Consider the following 16,845-nt stretch of genomic DNA (forward strand, 5'->3'; position numbering starts at 1 on the left):
CGGTCCTGCGAGAGGCGCTCATTTCGTTGTGTCTTTATTCTTTCAGCGACCGTATTTTCTGTCAAATTCGGCGCTTTCGGAATTTCAGACCCACCTCGTCTCCGGGGCAACCCCTCTAACTTACCAGGCCGCAGACATGCTACGAACCGGCGAGCCAGATGGGAGGGTGCCAACGTTCGGCGACACAAGCCATGCCAAATCCACCTGAGTGGAGGAGGTTGGTTGCGCCGCACCGCGTCGGCTTCTAAAGATTAGCAGCGCTCCCGAGCACTCGGGACGCGTTCGTCAAGCTTCAAGGCCACAGATCGATCACGGGCGAACATAGACTCCCCACGTGAGCAGCAACCCGCCGCCAGTGGCGAAGAAGGTCCCGACTGAACGCACGCATCACGGCGACACCGTGATCGACGAATACGCGTGGCTGGCCGACAAGGACGATCCCGACACGGTCTCCTACCTGGAAGCGGAGAACGCGTTTCTCAAACAGGAGACCGCTCACCTCGGCGACCTGCAGGAACAGGTCTTCCAGGAGATCAAGGGGCGTACGCAGGAGACCGACCTGTCAGTGCCGAGCCGCAAGCGCGCGTGGTGGTACCTCACCCGCACCGAGGAGGGCAAGCAGTACGGCGTCTCCAGCCGTGTCCCCGCTGACGGCGACACGCCGCCGGAGATCACCCCGGGCGAGCACCTGGACCAGGAGCAGGTCCTGCTCGACGGCAACGAGCTCGCCGGCGACAGCCCGTTCTTCTCCATCGGCACCAGCGCTGTCTCTCCCGACGGGAACATGCTGGCCTACTCGACCGACTTCAAGGGCGACGAGCGCTTCACGCTGAGGTTCAAGAACCTGGGGACCGGCGAACTGCTCCCGGACGTGATCGAGGGCATCTTCTACGGCGGCGCCTGGTCGGCCGACGGCTCGACGTTCTTCTACACACGGGTCGACGACGCCTGGCGCCCGTTCCAGGTCTACCGTCACACCCTCGGCACGCAGGACGACGTGCTGGTCTACGAGGAGGCGGACGAGCGCTTCTGGGTCGGCATCGGCCTCACCCGCAGCGAGAAGTACCTGGTCCTGGGCGCGGGCAGCAAGATCACCAGCGAGGTGCGGATCCTCGACGCGTCCGATCCCACGGGCGAGTTCCAGCTCGTGCGCCCGAGGACGACCGGGGTCGAGTACGGCGTCGAGCACGCCGGCGACTTCTTCTACGTCCTGCACAACGAGAACGCCGAGAACTTCGAGCTGGCGACGGCGCCCCTCCACGCGCCCGGCACGTGGACCCCGCTGATCGCCCACAGCGACGACACCAGGCTCCTGGAGATCGACGCGTTCTCCGACCACGCGGTCGTGCACTTCCGCCGCGACGGGCTGACCGGCATCAGGGTGCTCCCGTACGAGAACGGCGGCGACGGCTGGCGGGACCGGGTCGAGGCCGCGTACGCGGGCGCCGCGTACGAGATCGAGTTCCCCGAGCCGCTCTACGACGTCAGCCCGGCGGGTAACCCTGAGTTCAGCACCGGCAGGCTGCGGCTGCACTACACCAGCATGATCACCCCGTCGAGCGTCTACGACTACGACCTGGCGACGCGCGAGCTGATCCTGCTCAAGCAGCGCCCGGTGCTCGGCGGCTACGACCCGGCCGACTACGAGCAGTTCCGCGACTGGGCGACGGCCGAGGACGGCACGCGGGTCCCGATCTCGCTGGTCAAGCGCCGCGACACGCAGACTCCCGCCCCCACCGTTCTGTACGGCTACGGCAGCTACGAGACCTCGATCGACCCGGGCTTCTCCGTTCCCAGGCTGTCGCTGCTCGACCGCGGGTTCGTGTTCGCCGTCGCGCACGTCAGGGGCGGCGGCGAGATGGGCAGGCGGTGGTACGAGGACGGCAAGCTCACCAGGAAGCGGAACACCTTCACCGACTTCGTCGCCGTGGCCAGGCACCTGAAGCAGGCCGGTTGGGGCGAGCGGCTGATCGCCAGAGGCGGGTCGGCGGGCGGGCTGCTGATGGGCGCCGTGGCGAACCTCGCTCCGGAGGAGTTCGCGGGCGTGGTGGCCGAGGTGCCGTTCGTGGACGCGCTGAACACGATCCTGGATCCGTCGCTGCCGCTGACTGTGATCGAATGGGACGAATGGGGCGACCCCCTGCACAACGCCGAGGTCTATGCCTACATGAAGAGCTACACCCCGTACGAGAACGTGGACGGCAGGCCGTACCCGCCGATTCTCGCCATCACCAGCCTGAACGACACCCGCGTGCTCTTCCACGAGCCCGCGAAGTGGATCGCCCGGCTGCGTGCGACGGCGGGCGGCGGGCCGTTCCTGCTGAAGACGGAGATGGGGGCGGGGCACGGCGGGCGCAGCGGGCGCTACGACGCCTGGCGCGAAGAGGCCTTCGCACTCTCGTGGATCATCGAAAGAGGCACCGAATGACATATCAGCCGGACGAGAACCGCTACGAGCGGCAGCCGTACAACCGAAGCGGACGGAGCGGGCTGAAGCTGCCGGCTGTCTCGCTTGGGCTGTGGCACAACTTCGGCGACGACCGCCCGATCGAGAACTCCCGCGCGATCCTGCGCCGGGCGTTCGACCTCGGCGTGACGCACTTCGACCTGGCCAACAACTACGGCGTCCCGTACGGCTCGGCGGAGAAGAACTTCGGCCGCGTCTTCCGCGAAGATTTCTCGCACTACCGGGACGAACTGATCATCTCCACCAAGGCCGGGTACGACATGTGGCCGGGGCCGTACGGCGAGTGGGGGTCGCGCAAGTACCTGCTCGCCAGCCTGGACCAGTCGCTCAAGCGGATGGACCTGGAGTACGTCGACATCTTCTACAGCCACCGCCCCGACCCCGACACGCCCCTCGAAGAGACGATGGGCGCGCTGGACCGGGCGGTGCGCTCGGGCAAGGCGCTGTACGCGGGCATCTCCAGCTACTCGCCCGAGCAGACCGCGCAGGCTGCCCGGATCATGCGGGAGCTGGGCACTCCGCTGCTCATCCACCAGCCGTCCTACTCCATGATCAACCGCTGGATCGAGGACGGGCTGCTGGACGTCCTGGAGGAGGAGGGCATGGGCTGCATCGTGTACTCGCCGCTCGCCCAGGGCCTGCTGACCGACCGCTACCTGGAGGGCGTCCCGACCGACTCGCGGGCCGCGACCAGCAGGTTCCTGAGCGCCGACGAGATCGACCGCGACCTGGCGCGCGACCTCAACGAGATCGCGAAGAGCAGGGGCCAGTCGCTGGCCCAGATGGCGCTGCTGTGGACGCTCAGGGACCCGCGGGTGACCAGCGTCCTGATCGGCGCGAGCAGCGTGAAGCAGCTGGAGGACAACGTCGCCTGCCTGCAGGGTCCGCCCTTCACCGAGGACGAGCTGGACGCCATCGACAAGATCACGCGACGGGCCTCGTGATCCACGAGGCCGTCACAGGGCCTCGTGCCGTTGCAGGTAGGTGAACGAGGCCCAGCCCGGCAGCACCGGCAGCCAGAACGTGAGCAGCCGGAACAGCAGGACGGCCGACGTCGCCAGCTCGGCGGGCAACCCCGCCACGGTGAGCCCCAGCGTGAGCGAGGCTTCGACCGCGCCCAGCCCGCCAGGGGTGGGCGCGGCCGAGCCGATCGCGTTGGCCGTGAGGTAGACGACGGCGACGGCCGTGAAGTCGAGCGAGCCGCCGAAGGCCGCCACGCAGGCGTCGAGGCAGCCCACGAAGGCGAGGGTGATCATCAGCGTGCCGGCGCAGCCCTCGATCACCTTGCGGGGTGACTGGAGCACGTCCAGCAGCCGCGGCAGGACGTTCGAGAACAGCGAGCGCATCCGCCCGGTGATGATCCTGCGCAGGGGCGGCACGCCGAGCAGCGCCACGACCAGCACCGCCACCGCGAGCATCACCACGACGAGCCCGCGCGAGGGCGTGAACGAGGTGGCGGTGCTCGACCCGGTGATGTACGCGAACAGCAGCAGCAACGTGATGTGGAAGATCATCATGACGAGCTGCGACGCGCCCACGCTGGCCACCGCCAGCGCCGGAGAGATGCCACGTTTCTGCAGGTAGCGGGTGTTGATCGCGACCCCGCCCACCGCGGCGGGCGCGACCAGCTTCACGAACGAGGACGCGAACTGCACGAGGACGGTCCGCCAGAGCGGCAGCGGCTCCGGCACGAAGCCCCTGAGCATGAGCGCGGCGCCGACGAAGCTGATGAACGAGGCGAGCAGCGCCAGCCCCGACCAGGCCCAGTTGGCGGTGGTGATCACCTGCCCCACGTTCACCCGGCTGAGCTGGGAGAGCAGGATGTACGCGGCCAGCGTGCTGGCGATGATCGTGACGAGGGTGCGCGGCCGGAACCGCTCCAGCCGCACCTCCTCGACCTTCGCCTGCGGCTTGAGCGCCACGATCTCCTCGCGGAGCCTGGGGAGCAGCTGCTTGTCCTTCGACAGCGCCGAGCGTGTCTCGCGGGTCAGCGCGATGCGCTGGAGCAGCGGCATGGCGGCGGCGAGCGCGTCGGGCCCGATGACCGCCGCCGCGATGCGAACCGAGCGCTCGGCGCCCACGCGCAGCGCGAGGTAGGTGAGGAGCTGGGCGACGTCCAGCCTGAGCAGCAGGTCGCCGGCGGCGATCTCACCGCTGCGCGCGTCGGTCAGCACGACCCGGCCCGCCCCGTCGAGGTGGATGCCGTCGCCCGTGAGCCGCCGGTGCGCGAGCCGCTGGATCTGCAGCAGCTCGACCTGCTCCCAGATCTGCGCGACCAGGTCGTCGTCGATCTCGGAGTCGGGGACCTCGTCGAGCGGGGTGGTCTCCAGGTGCTCGTAGGCGAGCAGCGCGGCCTCGGTGCCGATCTCGCTGGTGCCGAGCAGCCGCGGCGTGCTCGCGCCCGCCGCCTGCGCGGCGTACGCCATGAGCGCCTCGCGCTCCAGCTCGGCGCGGAGCGACCTGATGGCCCTGCGCCTGGTCTCCGAGTGGAGCCTGAAGCGCCGCCAGAGCCGGTAGGGCAGGCCGGCGACCTGCCTGTCGCGGTCGAGGACGGTGACGTCGAGGCTGCTGCCGTCGCTGAGCCCGATGGCGTAGCGGCGGCTGCCCTGATGGTCGTCCTCGATGCGGCGGGCCGAGACCGGGGCGAAGGAGAGCTTGCGGAGCGAGGCGATCACCGCGTTGCCGGGCGGCCTGGTGTTGGGGCTGCCGACGCCGTACAGGGTGCCGTAGCCGATGACCATGCCGACCAGGACGGTGACGGCCGCGCCCGGCAGGGTGATCTGCCTGCCGGAGAAGAGGGCGAAGATGTCGAGCGCGATCACGGTCCACATGAGCGCGCGCCAGGTGGGCCTGCGTGAGATGCGGACCGCGGTCGCGTACGCGATGACCGAGGTGAGCAAGGTGTTCAGCGGCTCGATGGAGCGCCCGCCGGTCAGCAGCATGCGCAGGTCCTCGACGCTGCCCGTGACCAGCCACTGGCCGAGCAGGAAGGAGACGACCATGCCGACGATGGCGGCGATCAGCCCTTCCGCCACGCGCAGGCCGTCGCGGTGGAAGACCCGCTCGACGGCGAACGCCACGGGCACGATGAGCACCGCCGCGCCGCCCAGGAACGTCGCGATGCGGCTGAGCAGGTCGGGGACGAGGGTGGTGCCCTCCTTGACGTCCGCCTCGAGGCCGTTGAGGGTCTGCTTGGCGACCAGGGCGAGCAGGATGACCGCGGCGAGCACGATCAGCGTGGAGAAGAACCGCAGCAGGTCGGACGGGCGACGCAGGCGCTGCGGCAGGAGCGGCTCGACTACGTAGACGTCCGCGTCAGCGTCAGCGCGCGCTTCGGCCACGGCTGGATCCCCTTCCGAGAGGTCCTCCGCGTCTTCACGTTCCCTGATATCGGCCACCGACAGCGATTCTGTACCTTCCCGGCCGGACCGTACGATCATTACCTTCCAGTGTCCTCAACCGTGACCTCGAGCGCCGCACCGGGTCCGGGCTGGGCCGGCTTCGCCCGCAGGCCGCGCCTGGCAGGCTACACGGTGAAATCGGAACCCTTCACCTCTGATTTCTACCGCGAGGCCGGAGCGTCCGCGCTGATGGGAAAGCAGGAATTCCGCATGCGGCGCCCCTCGGGCGGTGAACGGCAGGGCACATAGGCTGTGAGCCATGTCGGGTGAATTGAGGGTAATGGGGGCTTGTCCGTTGGACTGCCCTGACACCTGTTCCTGGGTGGTCACCGTCGAGGACGGCCAGGCCGTCAAGATGCGCGGCAACCCCGACCACCCCTACACCAGGGGCGCGCTCTGCGTGAAGGTCAACCGCTTCCTCGAGCACACCCAGGCGGCCGACCGCATCCTGTACCCCCTGCGTCGCACCGGTCCCAAGGGTTCGGGCCAGTTCGAGCGGATCACCTGGGACGAGGCGCTCGACGAGATCTCGGCCCGGCTGCGCGGCATCGTCGACGAGCACGGCGGCGAGGCCATCTGGCCGTACAACGGCACCGGGTCGCTCGGCTACCTCCAGGGCTGCGAAGGCGTGGCCGGGCGCCGGTTCTGGAACATGCTCGGCGCGTCCAAGCACTGGCTGAACATCTGCTCGGCGGCGGGAAGCAGTGGGCTGACGCTCGCCAACGGCACGGCGGGCGGCATGGACCCGGAGAACTTCGCGCTGTCCAGGCTGATCCTGCTGTGGGGCACGAACACGCTGACCAGCGGCCACCACCTGTGGAAGTTCATCCAGGACGCGCGGGCGAACGGCGCGTACGTGGTGGCCATCGACCCGATCCGCACCAGGACGGCCGACCAGGCGGACGAGCACCTGGCGATCAGGCCGGGCACCGACGCGGCGCTCGCGCTCGGCCTGCTCAACGTGGTGCTCGCGGAGAACGCCCAGGACGAGGAGTTCCTCGCGGAGCACACGCAGGGCTGGGAGAGCTTCCGCGAGGAGATCCTGAGGTATCCGGTCGAGAGGGTGGCCGAGATCACCGGTATCCCGGCCGAGGACGTCCACAGGCTGGGGACGCGTCTCGCGCACACCCGGCCGACCGCGATCCGCGCCACCATGGGCATCCAGCGGCACGAGGGCGGCGGCGCCGCGATGCGGACGATCGCCGCGATCCCCGGTGTCACCGGCGACTGGCGGCACCCGGGGGGCGGGGTCGCGTACTCCACCAGCGGGCACGTCCACTTCGACATCGACACCCGCGACGACCTGCTGGAACGGCCGGTGCGGACGCTGACCATGACCAGGCTCGCCTCTGAGCTGGACTCGGTGAAGTGCCTGTGGGTGTACGGCGCGAACCCGCTGGGCTCGACGTCCGACACCAACCGGATCAGGCGGCAGCTCGAACGCGAGGACCTGTTCACGGTCGTGATGGAGCACTTCCCCACCGACACCGTCGACTACGCCGACATCGTGCTGCCCGCGACCATGCAGACCGAGCACCTGGACCTGCACGCCGGCTACGGCCATCTCTACCTGCTGTGGAACGAGCCCGCCGTGGCGCCGCCCGGCGAGTGCCTGTCGACCACCGAGACGTTCCGCCGCCTGGCGGCGCACATGGGGATGACGGAGCCGTCGCTGTTCGACTCGGACCTGGAGCTGGCCGAGCAGCTCCTGGGCAGCGGGCATCCCTCGCTGGAGGGCGTCACGCTGGACCGGCTCCGCAAGGAGGGCTGGGTGCGGATGAACTACCCCAAGCCGTTCGCGCCGTTCGCCGAGGGCTTCCCGACCGCGTCCGGCCGGTTGCGCTTTCCCCCTCGCGGCAAGGCGTACGTGCCGTCGATGTCCGCGCGGACGGCCGGGAGCTCGCCGTACCGGCTGACGCTGATCAGCCCCGCCGCGCACACCTTCCTGAACACGGTCTTCGGCAACAATCCGGAGCTGCGGCGGCGGGCGAAGGGGCCCGTGGTGCTGGTGAACCCGGCCGACGCCGAGGAGCGCGGGCTGGTGAGCGGGCAGCGGGTGCGGGTGCACAACGGCAGCGGCGAGTTCCAGGCGGACGTCGAGGTCAGCGACCGGGTGGCCAGGGGCGTGGTGGCCTCGCCGAAGGGGCACTGGCCCAAGCACAGCCCGGGCGGGTCGAACGTCAACGCGGTCGTGGAGGAGCGCGACGCCGACCTGGGCAGGGGGCCGGTTTACCACGACAACCTGGTCGAGGTCAGCCCTTGTGCCGGTCTATGAAGGCCACGATCATGTCGAGCACCTCGGGGCCGTGAGGGCTGCGGAACAGGTCGGAGGCGTGCAGGCTGGCGCCCTTGACGACGTGCAGCTGGTTGTCGGGGGCCTTGGTGGCGGCGTCGTGGGACCGCTGCAGGTCCGTGGCGCCGCCGTAGCCGTCGTCTCGCTGCCGATCTGCAGCAGCGGGACGCTCAGCCTGGACGCGTCCGCCGGGTCGATCGCCCCTGACAGGCCGACGACGCCCACGACCTCGGAGCCGAGCTTCTCGGCCGCCGGCACCGCGGACGTCGCCCCGATCGAGCCTCCCACCAGGAACAGCCGCTTGACGCCCTTCTCCTTGGACAGCCGCTTGCCCATGGCGACGGCGACGTCCTCGGGGAGGTCGGTGCTCTTCCTGGCGTACAGCAGCACGCGGTAGCCGGCCGCGACCAGGCGGTCGGAGAGCGGGCGCCAGTTGCACACGGTGCCGTTGCGCTCGTAGGTGATCACCACGCCGACCGGGCCGTCGCCCGTGATCACGCCGGGCATGTCGTCGCCGTAGGTGAAGATCTTGCCGTCCTTCTCGGTGAAGCAGCCCGAGACGTTCGGTCCGGTGGCTAAGGGCACCGGAGTGCCGGCGACGGGGGCGCTGGACGACGGGGTGGCGGACGGCGCCGCGGCGGAGGACGAGGGCGGCGCGGGCGCGGCCTGATCGCTGGCCGTGCCCCCGCAGGCGGTCAGCACCAACATGATCCCTACCAGACCGACGACCCCGCGCATGTCCGCCCTCTCTCGTACAACTATGTCTGAACTGACATAGTCTGTGGGCACCATACCCTTGGACGCACGATGACCTCAACGCTTGGATTCGCGATACTCGCCGTACTGGCACGCGGCGACCGCACCGGATACGACATCGCCGCCGCGATGCGGCGTCCCGTCGGCTACTTCTGGACCGCCGGGCACAGCCAGATCCACACCGAGCTGCAGAAGCTGCGCATCGCCGGGCTGGTGGAGTACGAGGCCGCGCACGGGCCGGGGCCGCAGGACAAGAAGGTCTACCACCTGACCCCCGAGGGGTCGGCGGAGCTGCGGGAGTGGATCACCAAGCCGCCGCGTGAGCGTCCCGAGCGCGACGAGCTGGTGCTCAAGACGTACGCGGCGTGGCAGGCCGAGCCGGGGCTGGTCAGGCAGATGTTCGCCGACCAGCTGGCCGCGCATGAGGCGCGGCTGGCCGAGTACGAGCGGGCCGAGGCGTCGTTCGGCGAGCCGCCGCCGTTCGGTGACCCCCGGTTCGGCAACTACGCGACGCTGCTGTGCGGGCTGGGCTACGAGCGGCACCGGGCCGACTGGTGCAGATGGATGATCGCTCAGCTCGGCACCGGCTCGTAGCTCCGCCAGGGCCGGTCAGCCGAGAGACAGCTTGTAGCCCTCGTGGGAGGCGGTGAAGCCGAGCGAGTCGTAGAAGCGGTGCGCGTCCGTGCGTGACTTGTCGGAGGTGAGCTGGACCATCGCGCAGCCCCTCGCTCTGGCCCTGTCGACCGCCCACGTGATCATCTTGCGGCCGAGGCCCTGGCCGCGCGTGGAGGCGGCGACCCTGACGGCCTCGATCTGGCAGCGCTCCGCGCCCAGCCGGGACAGCCCCGCCAGGTAGCTGAGCTGCATCGTGCCGACCACCTTGCCGTCGCGTTCCGCGACGATCAGCTCGTCGTACGGGTCGGCGTCGATGCGCGCGAAGGCGGCCAGGTAGCGCTCGTCGTTCGGGTCGCCCTCGCGCCGGGCGCCGAGCGGGTCGTCGGCCAGCATCGCCACGATCGCCGGGACGTCGGCGGCGCAGGCCACGCGGAACAGCAGCGACAGGACGTAGTGCGACTCCGACAGGCCGGGGTTGGACGGCAGGGACATCACCTTGCCGCTCGGGACGAAGCCCCTGCTCCCGTACAGGGCCCTGGCCGCCCGGTTCTGGTCGACAGCCCAGAGCTCGACCTCCTCGACCCCGTACGCCCTCGCCACGTCGAGGGACTCGTCCAGGAGCAGCCCGCCCAGGCCGGCGCCCCTGGCCTCGGGGGCGACCCACATGGACACGATGTGCGCCCGGCCGTCCTCCTTCCGGACGCAGACCAGCCCGACGTCGTGGCCGTCCTGGGTGGCCACCAACCACCGCGATTCCGGATTTTTCAGCCTTTCGGACCACATGGCCGCGTCGAAGGCGCTCTCCTTGTCGTACGACGAGGCGAACGCGTCCGGAGAGTCCTGGAGGGCCCGCAGCCGGATCGCCCGCAGCCGCTCCCCCTCGTCCGCGCCCAGTTCCTCGATCAGAGTTTCCCGCATGCCCGCATCATGTCAGGGACCCTTCCGGCACCGGTCACGGCGGGTAGGGGTGGAATCAGGGTCCGTCCCCGATGTGGTCCGGGGGTCTGGGGAGGCACTGTGGGGACATGAACGAAATCAGTCGACGCGATGAGGTGTCCCTGTCCGGTGCCGCGCTGCGCGGCGCCCCGTGGAAGGCCGCCGCCATCGGCGGCGGCGTGGTGAGCGCGGCCGGTTACGGCATGGGGCTGCTCACCGGCGGCGGGGACCTGGGATGGGCCCTGGGGCTGGGCATCAGCCTGTTCGCGCTGATCGCCGCGATCGGCGCCGTCTCCAAGCCGCACGAGGGCGACCGGGTGACCCGGCAGGCCAGGCTCTGGTCGCTGCGGCACCCGTGGAAGTTCTCGCTGCTGCCCGCGGGGATCGCCGCCGTGCTGGACTACCCGGTGCAACTCGTCCTGGACGGCGAGGGCGTCTTCGGCTCCGCCTGGGCGTCGGCCTGGCACGGCGCCCTGGTCTACCTGATCGCCGCCGTCATCACGCTCACGATGTCGGGACGGGCTCGCCCGCAGCAGTGACCTCCGGGCGTCCGCGCCCTGTCAGCCGCCCTCGGCCACGCGCTTCAGCCCTTCGAGCGTCCGGACCATGTTCGCCCTGTTGTGGCCGGCCCGGTCGGGCGCTCCCGTGACCAGGCGGCCGACCATCTTCATCCACGGGCGCGCGATGTTCCAGGTCTTCTGCTCGACCAGGCAGCCGCCGGCTGTAGGGGTCAGGTCGAACCGCCAGATCGCGATGTCCATGACTCCGGCCGCCCGCACCTGGTAGGCGAACGTCCTGCCGGGCTCGGCGGCGGTGACCGTACAGGTGGTGGACCAGCTCCGGGCGCCGTTGCGGTTGTCGCCGACGAACCTGGCGCCCGGCCTGGCCTCCTTGACCTCGCCGATCCACCGCGCGTTCAGGCATTCGGCGTTCCAGCTTGCAAGACTGGCGAAGTTGGTGATCACTTCGTACACCCGTTCCGGTGCAGCGGCGATCTCGATGCTCGCGGACGCGCTCGGTTCGCTCATGACGATCAGCTTCGCTGACCGAACCCTATTCTGACAAGGCTCGCTCGGCCTGGCTGCGGCAGACGCAGAACTCGTTCCCCTCGGGGTCGAGCATGGTCACCCAGCCGACGCCGTTCTCCCGGCGATCGTCGAAGATGGTCGCGCCGAGACCGAGCAGCCGCTCGACCTCCTGGTCGCGGGTCCGGCCCTCGGTGCCGTTGACGTCCAGGTGCACGCGGTTCTTCACGCTCTTGCCCTCGGGCACCCGGATGAACAGCAGGAACGGGTCGTGCTTGGTGCGCAGCATGACCTCGTCGTCGCCAGGCTGGTCGCCCTCGCCCAGCGGCAGGCCGGTGGCGGCGCTCCACCAGGAGGCCAGTTCGTACGGCTCGGCGCAGTCGATGGTCACGGCATGGATCTCAATCATCCCGCCACCCAACCGCGACGCCGTCGAACGCGTCAAGCCGGTCAGTGGGCGCTGGACGACAGGTTGAGGCCGACCACGCCGATCAGGATGGCGGCGATCGAGGCGATCCGGACGAGCGACACGTTGTCGCCCATCGCGATCATGCCGAGCGCGGCCGTTCCCACGGCCCCGATGCCGGTCCAGACCGCGTACGCCGTCCCGACTTCCAGGGACCTGAGCGCGTACGACAGGAGGCCGAAGCTGAGCGCTCCGCTGACGAGGAAGGCGATGGTCCACCACAGGTGGGACAGGCCGTCACTGAGCTTGAGCGACAGCGCCATGGCGACCTCGAACACGCCGGCGATGATGAGAACGAGCCAGACCATGACAACTCCCTGCGAAGACGAGACGGATACCGTCGCGTCGTCTTCGCGTTACCGGGTACGGCGCGTCTCGTCCGGGAGCACTCGGGCTCATCGGGTGAACGGCGCCGCACGGCCGGTCATTCCCGCCGGTCCCACCAGATGGTGACCCAGCGCTCGCGCGGGAGCGGCCACATGCCGAGCTCCTCGGCCGTCTCGGCGACCTCGTCCGCCCGCGACTGGTCCAGGCAGAGCCGGCGGCAGGCGCTGACCGCGAGGTCGTGCAGGGTGGTGAACCGCTCCAGCGGCGCCTCCCGCTCCTCGACCCTGACCCCGTAGCCGAGGGCGGCGACCAGCGCGACGCAGTCTTCGGCGACGGGCCTGACCGGGCGGTTCACGCCGTGGAAGTGCTGCCAGAGGGGGGTCGTCCAGCTCATCGGGTGGCGGTGCGGCAGTTCGAGCACGACCCGCCGCCTGCTGTGGGCGTTCAGCGCGCGCAGGAAACCGGCCAGGTCGGGGACGTTGTAGACGACGTGCGCGCAGATCGTCACGTCGGCCTCGGGCAGCCCGCTCGCCACGTCGGGCCAGCAGCCCTCGACCGTGGTCAGCGGGACGCCCAGCTTGTCGGCCCTGGTCGCGATCTCGGCGAGCATGGCGGGCGAGGTGTCGACGGCGTACAGGTGGCCGATCCGGTCGCGCAGCGGGAGCGACGAGGCTCCGGGTCCGGAGCCGACGTCCAGCAGCGTTCCGCCCTTGGGCAGGGCCTCCGCCAGGCGGGTCATGGTGGGCCCGTCGTCGGGCTCGGCGAGCGCCCTGTCGGTCCGCGCGGCGAAACGTGCGGGCGAGTGACTCCAGGGGTCGGCCGGAGCCGCAGCCAAGATCTTCTCCGGGATGGCCCACGCCTCAAGGCGTTCTCGCCACCGATCGGCGAGTTCTGCTGCGTCCATGACATGAGCATGCCACGCATACCGGTGGTTACCCGCGGGTAGCATAGCTAGTAAGGTTACCCACGAGTAGATAAACCCCCGGGTTCAAGGAGACACGCACTCATGGGCCACTACAAGAGCAACCTGCGCGACCTGGAGTTCAACCTCTTCGAGGTGTTCGGTCGGCGTGAGATCCTCGGCACCGGCCCCTATGCGGAAGTCGACGAGGACGTCGCCCGAAGCATCCTGGACGAGGTCAACAGGCTGTCCACCGGCGTCCTGGCCGACTCGTTCGAGGAAGGCGACCGCCACCCGCCCGTCTTCGACGCCGCGACCGGCAGCGTGACTGTGCCCGAGGGGTTCAAGAAGTCGTTCAAGGCGCTGGTCGACGGCGGTTGGGCACACCTGGACCTGCCCCAGGAGCTGGGCGGCCCCGGCATCCCCCGGAGCCTGGCGTGGGCAACCGCGGAGATGGTCCTCGGCGCGAACCCGGCCCTGTACATGTACGCCGCCGGGCCGAACTTCGCCTACACCCTGTGGCAGCTCGGCACCCCTGAGCAGAAGCGCTTCGCCGAACTGGCCATCGAGCGTGACTGGGGCGCCACGATGGTGCTGACCGAGCCCGACGCCGGTTCGGACGTGGGCGCCGGCCGGGCGAAGGCCGTGCGGCAGCCCGACGGCAGCTGGCACATCGAGGGCGTCAAGCGCTTCATCACCAGCGCCGAGCACGACATGGCCGAGAACATCTTCCACCTGGTGCTGGCCCGCCCCGAGGGCCACGGCGCCGGTACCAAGGGCCTGTCGATGTTCCTGGTGCCCAAGTTCCACGTGAACCTTGAGGACGGCTCGCTGGGCGAGCGCAACGGCGTCTACGTCACCAACGTCGAGAAGAAGATGGGCCTGAAGGTCTCGACGACCTGCGAGCTGACCTTCGGCGACAAGCACCCCGCGATCGGCTGGCTGGTCGGGGACGCGCACGAGGGCATCAGGCAGATGTTCATGGTGATCGAGCACGCCCGGATGATGGTCGGCACCAAGGCCATCGCCACCCTCTCCACCGGCTACCTGAACGCCCTCGAGTACGCCAAGTCCCGCGTCCAGGGCGCCGACCTGACCAGGATGGCCGACAAGTCCGCCCCGCGCGTGACCATCAGCCACCACCCGGACGTCCGCCGCGAGCTGATGCTGCAGAAGTCGTACGTCGAGGGCATGCGGGCGCTCGTGCTCTACACGGCCACCTTCCAGGACGCCATCCAGCTCGACCCGGACGACCGGCACGCCCACGAGATGAACGACCTGCTGCTCCCGCTGGTCAAGGGCGTCGGCTCGGAGCGCTCGTACGAGCTGCTGGCCCGCTCGCTGCAGACGCTCGGCGGCTCCGGTTATCTGCAGGACTACCCGATCGAGCAGTACATCCGCGACGCGAAGATCGACTCGCTGTACGAGGGCACGACCGCCATCCAGGGCCTGGACCTGTTCTTCCGCAAGATCCTGCGCAACCAGGGCGCCGCGGTCGGCTCGCTGCTGACGGAGATCAACGCGTTCGCGTCCTCGGACGCGGGCAACGGCAGGCTCAAGGAGGAGCGCAAGCTGCTCGCCGAGGCCGCGGCCGACGTCAAGGCCATGGGCGACATGATGGCCGGATGGGCGCTCGGCGCGCTGGAGACGCCGGAGGAGGTCTACAAGGTCGGGCTGAACACGACCAGGCTGCTGCTCGCGCTCGGCGACCTGGTGATCGGCTGGCTGCTGCTGCGCCAGGCGGAGGTGGCGCTCGCCCGGCTGGCCGACGGCGAGGACCCGTTCTACCAGGGCAAGGTCGCCGCCGCCTCGTTCTTCGCGACGACCGTGCTGCCCCGGCTGGCCGCCGAGCGGCGCGTCCTCGTCGCCACCGGGCAGGACCTGATGAACCTCCCGGAGGAAGCGTTCTAGATCTTCCTCGCCAACGCGGGGGCACAGGGTACGGTCAGCGGATGAGCTCGACCTCGCACGATCACCCCCTGCCCCCGCCGCGCGTCGAAGAGGTCTCCGACGGCATCTACGCCTACATCCAGCCCGACGGGAGCTGGTGGATCAACAACACCGGCTTCCTCGCCGGACGCCGCGGTGTGATCGGCGTCGACGCCTGCTCGACCGAGCGCCGCACCAGGGCGTACCGGGAGGCCGTCGCGGCGGTCTCCGCTCGGCCGATCACCACGCTCGTCAACACCCACCACCACGGCGACCACACGTTCGGCAACTATCTGTTCCCCGAGGCGACGATCGTCGGCCACGAGGGCACCCGCGAGCACATCCTGGCCGAGGGCATCCCCGCCTACCGCGCCGCCTGGTCGGCCGAGGTCGAGTGGGGCGCGCTGGAGGCCGTCCCGCCGTTCCTCACCTTCACCGACCGCGTCACCCTCTACTCCGACGACCTGCGCTGCGAGGTCAGGCACGTCGGCGGCGCCGCCCACACGACCAACGACTCCTACGTCTGGATCCCCGAGCGCCGGGTGCTGTTCTCCGGCGACCTGGTGTTCAACGGCGGCACGCCGTTCGTGCTGATGGGCTCGGTGACGGGCGCGATCGAGGCGCTCTCCCAGCTCGACGAGCTGGGCGCGGAGACGATCGTGCCCGGGCACGGCGAGGTCTGCGGACCCGAGGTCATCGACCGGGTACGCGGCTACCTGCGTTTCGTGCTGGCCACCGCGGAGCGCGGCCGGGCGGCCGGGCTGACCCCGCTGGAGACGGCCCGCGAGACCGACCTCGGCGAGTGGGCGGGCCTGCTCGACCCCGAGCGGATCGTCGGCAACCTGCACCGGGCCTACGCCGAGCTCGACGGGCTGCCCCCGGGCGGCCCGATCGATCTGGTCGCCGCCGTGGGAGACATGATCACCTTCAACGGCGGCCGGCCACTCTCGTGCCTCGCCTGAGGGTGTGATCAGCCTTACCCGGGTATGACCGTGGGCGTACTCGCTCTTTGCCTTCTGGAGGTCGTCGTCATGGGTGTCGGCGTCAGCATCTTCTTTCTCACGCTCGGCGCCATCCTGAAGTTCGCCATCGAACCGGATGTCTTCGGGCAGAGCGTCCACATGGACATCATCGGCATCATCTTCATGATCGTCGGTGGCGTGGGCGTGGTCCTGAGCGTCGTGCTGGCCCCCAGGCGGGGGCGCACCTCCGACGAGCGGCTGATGCACCGCGAGAACCACCCGCCGGAGGCGTGACTAGACGTTCAGCTGCACGGCGGCCCTGCCCGCCATGATCGGCCTGATGTGCTCCGCGATCACCGCCTGGTGCTGGGGATGATCGCGGTACACCAGGTAGTCGTCGACCGAGTCGAAGTCGGCGACCACCGCGAACTCGTAGTTGCCCTGGTTGATGCCGGCGTCGGCGCCCACCGTGTAGGCCCGCAGCTGCGGGATCACGCCCGGGAGCTTGCGCAACTCGGCCGCGACCGTGGCCTTCTGCTCTTCGGTGGCGGCCTCGGTCCAGGTGAACAGCACGACGTGGCGAATCATGTGGTCAGCCTATCGAGAGCCGATCCACGTTCGGGCCGCCGTTGACGGTGGTGGCGGCGGCCCTGATCTTGTTCACCCCCTGCACCAGGTCGGCGGTGACGGTGGCGGTCTGCCAGGTGTCCCAGGTGGACGTGCTCGGGAAGTCACGCGTGACCACCGCCGTGCCGTTCACCGCGACC

At 69.7% G+C, this 16,845-nt stretch carries 16 protein-coding genes, 1 pseudogene and 1 riboswitch; of the genes and pseudogenes, 8 read left to right on the forward strand and 9 right to left on the reverse strand.

Translation table 11 applies throughout. The annotated features are described in order from the left end of the window. The first annotated feature begins 334 nt into the window (after nt 1-334). On the forward strand, nt 335-2,428 hold the full coding sequence (locus tag ABT294_RS42010) for a S9 family peptidase (RefSeq protein WP_350812053.1): 2,094 nt from the start codon (nt 335-337) through the stop codon (nt 2,426-2,428). Continuing rightward, nucleotides 2,425-3,411, forward strand: a complete 987-nt coding sequence (gene mgrA / locus ABT294_RS42015) for an L-glyceraldehyde 3-phosphate reductase (protein WP_350812054.1) — start codon at nt 2,425-2,427, stop codon at nt 3,409-3,411. The genes ABT294_RS42010 and mgrA overlap by 4 nt, the downstream gene beginning before the upstream one ends. Before the next feature lie 12 nt (nt 3,412-3,423). Here the strand turns inward: mgrA and ABT294_RS42020 are convergent, their stop codons facing one another. Beyond that, nucleotides 3,424-5,808, reverse strand: a complete 2,385-nt coding sequence (locus ABT294_RS42020; protein ID WP_350812055.1) for a lysylphosphatidylglycerol synthase transmembrane domain-containing protein — start codon at nt 5,806-5,808, stop codon at nt 3,424-3,426. A gap of 340 nt (nt 5,809-6,148) precedes the next feature. Here ABT294_RS42020 and ABT294_RS42025 point away from each other — a divergent pair, with 340 nt between their 5' ends. Then, entirely contained in the window at nt 6,149-8,143 is a 1,995-nt protein-coding gene (locus tag ABT294_RS42025) for a molybdopterin-containing oxidoreductase family protein (RefSeq protein WP_350812056.1), read from the forward strand. Nucleotides 8,144-8,152: 9 nt separating this feature from the next. Here ABT294_RS42025 and ABT294_RS42030 read toward each other — a convergent pair whose 3' ends face one another. Then, entirely contained in the window at nt 8,153-8,899 is a 747-nt protein-coding gene (locus ABT294_RS42030) for a hypothetical protein (RefSeq protein WP_350812057.1), read from the reverse strand. A gap of 69 nt (nt 8,900-8,968) precedes the next feature. On the opposite strand from ABT294_RS42030, the gene ABT294_RS42035 reads away from it, so the two are divergent. Continuing rightward, the gene (locus ABT294_RS42035; protein WP_350812058.1) at nt 8,969-9,511 is read left to right on the forward strand and encodes a PadR family transcriptional regulator; all 543 of its coding nucleotides are present in this window, start codon (nt 8,969-8,971) and stop codon (nt 9,509-9,511) included. Between the two features lie 15 nt (nt 9,512-9,526). Here the strand turns inward: ABT294_RS42035 and ABT294_RS42040 are convergent, their stop codons facing one another. Together ABT294_RS42040 and ABT294_RS42045 are read right to left on the reverse strand one after the other, a co-directional pair. Then, a complete protein-coding gene (locus tag ABT294_RS42040; RefSeq protein ID WP_350812158.1) occupies nt 9,527-9,925 on the reverse strand; it encodes a GNAT family N-acetyltransferase in 399 nt (132 codons plus the stop codon). A gap of 114 nt (nt 9,926-10,039) precedes the next feature. Next, a pseudogene (locus tag ABT294_RS42045) lies at nt 10,040-10,450 on the reverse strand (GNAT family N-acetyltransferase); the annotation flags it as partial. 107 nt (nt 10,451-10,557) lie between these two features. Here ABT294_RS42045 and ABT294_RS42050 point away from each other — a divergent pair. Then, nucleotides 10,558-11,007 carry a hypothetical protein gene (locus ABT294_RS42050; protein ID WP_350812059.1) on the forward strand — a complete coding sequence of 150 codons (450 nt, stop codon included), beginning with the start codon at nt 10,558-10,560 and terminating at the stop codon, nt 11,005-11,007. 21 nt (nt 11,008-11,028) lie between these two features. Here the strand turns inward: ABT294_RS42050 and ABT294_RS42055 are convergent, their stop codons facing one another. From ABT294_RS42055 to ABT294_RS42070, 4 genes are all read right to left on the reverse strand, one after another. Further along, on the reverse strand, nt 11,029-11,496 hold the full coding sequence (locus tag ABT294_RS42055; RefSeq protein ID WP_350812060.1) for an SRPBCC family protein: 468 nt from the start codon (nt 11,494-11,496) through the stop codon (nt 11,029-11,031). A gap of 25 nt (nt 11,497-11,521) precedes the next feature. Beyond that, entirely contained in the window at nt 11,522-11,902 is a 381-nt protein-coding gene (locus ABT294_RS42060) for a VOC family protein (protein ID WP_350812061.1), read from the reverse strand. A gap of 41 nt (nt 11,903-11,943) precedes the next feature. Next, the gene (locus ABT294_RS42065) at nt 11,944-12,267 is read right to left on the reverse strand and encodes a DMT family transporter (protein ID WP_350812062.1); all 324 of its coding nucleotides are present in this window, start codon (nt 12,265-12,267) and stop codon (nt 11,944-11,946) included. A gap of 31 nt (nt 12,268-12,298) precedes the next feature. Next, nucleotides 12,299-12,359, reverse strand: a riboswitch (guanidine-III (ykkC-III) riboswitch). Nucleotides 12,360-12,383: 24 nt separating this feature from the next. Beyond that, entirely contained in the window at nt 12,384-13,190 is an 807-nt protein-coding gene (locus ABT294_RS42070; protein ID WP_350812063.1) for a class I SAM-dependent methyltransferase, read from the reverse strand. Between the two features lie 102 nt (nt 13,191-13,292). On the opposite strand from ABT294_RS42070, the gene ABT294_RS42075 reads away from it, so the two are divergent. From ABT294_RS42075 to ABT294_RS42085, 3 genes are read left to right on the forward strand one after another with little or no spacing between them, the layout of a single operon-like run. Further along, complete coding sequence (locus tag ABT294_RS42075) at nt 13,293-15,098, forward strand: acyl-CoA dehydrogenase (protein ID WP_350812064.1); 1,806 nt, start codon at nt 13,293-13,295, stop codon at nt 15,096-15,098. 41 nt (nt 15,099-15,139) lie between these two features. Further along, nucleotides 15,140-16,078, forward strand: coding sequence for an MBL fold metallo-hydrolase (locus tag ABT294_RS42080; protein WP_350812065.1), 939 nt, complete (start codon nt 15,140-15,142; stop codon nt 16,076-16,078). A 24-nt stretch (nt 16,079-16,102) separates the two neighbouring features. Continuing rightward, on the forward strand, nt 16,103-16,372 hold the full coding sequence (locus ABT294_RS42085) for a hypothetical protein (protein WP_350812066.1): 270 nt from the start codon (nt 16,103-16,105) through the stop codon (nt 16,370-16,372). Here ABT294_RS42085 and ABT294_RS42090 read toward each other — a convergent pair whose 3' ends face one another. Then, nucleotides 16,373-16,666: a Dabb family protein gene (locus ABT294_RS42090; RefSeq protein ID WP_350812067.1), complete on the reverse strand. Its 294-nt coding sequence runs from the start codon at nt 16,664-16,666 to the stop codon at nt 16,373-16,375. Nucleotides 16,667-16,845: the final 179 nt, after the last annotated feature.

Origin of the sequence: Nonomuraea sp. NPDC000554 (assembly GCF_040300065.1) — a bacterium.
Taxonomy (GTDB): Bacteria; Actinomycetota; Actinomycetes; order Streptosporangiales; family Streptosporangiaceae; genus Nonomuraea.

What these genes read in the sequence shown, in the direction of transcription:
- mgrA (WP_350812054.1), top strand. Translation starts at nt 2,425, where the DNA reads ATGACATATCAGCCGGACGAGAACCGCTACGAGCGGCAGCCGTACAAC.
- ABT294_RS42025 (WP_350812056.1), top strand. Translation starts at nt 6,149, where the DNA reads ATGGGGGCTTGTCCGTTGGACTGCCCTGACACCTGTTCCTGGGTGGTC.
- ABT294_RS42030 (WP_350812057.1), bottom strand. Translation starts at nt 8,899, where the DNA reads ATGCGCGGGGTCGTCGGTCTGGTAGGGATCATGTTGGTGCTGACCGCC.
- ABT294_RS42035 (WP_350812058.1), top strand. Translation starts at nt 8,969, where the DNA reads ATGACCTCAACGCTTGGATTCGCGATACTCGCCGTACTGGCACGCGGC.
- ABT294_RS42040 (WP_350812158.1), bottom strand. Translation starts at nt 9,925, where the DNA reads ATGCTGGCCGACGACCCGCTCGGCGCCCGGCGCGAGGGCGACCCGAAC.
- ABT294_RS42050 (WP_350812059.1), top strand. Translation starts at nt 10,558, where the DNA reads ATGAACGAAATCAGTCGACGCGATGAGGTGTCCCTGTCCGGTGCCGCG.
- ABT294_RS42055 (WP_350812060.1), bottom strand. Translation starts at nt 11,496, where the DNA reads ATGAGCGAACCGAGCGCGTCCGCGAGCATCGAGATCGCCGCTGCACCG.
- ABT294_RS42060 (WP_350812061.1), bottom strand. Translation starts at nt 11,902, where the DNA reads ATGATTGAGATCCATGCCGTGACCATCGACTGCGCCGAGCCGTACGAA.
- ABT294_RS42065 (WP_350812062.1), bottom strand. Translation starts at nt 12,267, where the DNA reads ATGGTCTGGCTCGTTCTCATCATCGCCGGCGTGTTCGAGGTCGCCATG.
- ABT294_RS42070 (WP_350812063.1), bottom strand. Translation starts at nt 13,190, where the DNA reads ATGGACGCAGCAGAACTCGCCGATCGGTGGCGAGAACGCCTTGAGGCG.
- ABT294_RS42075 (WP_350812064.1), top strand. Translation starts at nt 13,293, where the DNA reads ATGGGCCACTACAAGAGCAACCTGCGCGACCTGGAGTTCAACCTCTTC.
- ABT294_RS42080 (WP_350812065.1), top strand. Translation starts at nt 15,140, where the DNA reads ATGAGCTCGACCTCGCACGATCACCCCCTGCCCCCGCCGCGCGTCGAA.
- ABT294_RS42085 (WP_350812066.1), top strand. Translation starts at nt 16,103, where the DNA reads ATGACCGTGGGCGTACTCGCTCTTTGCCTTCTGGAGGTCGTCGTCATG.
- ABT294_RS42090 (WP_350812067.1), bottom strand. Translation starts at nt 16,666, where the DNA reads ATGATTCGCCACGTCGTGCTGTTCACCTGGACCGAGGCCGCCACCGAA.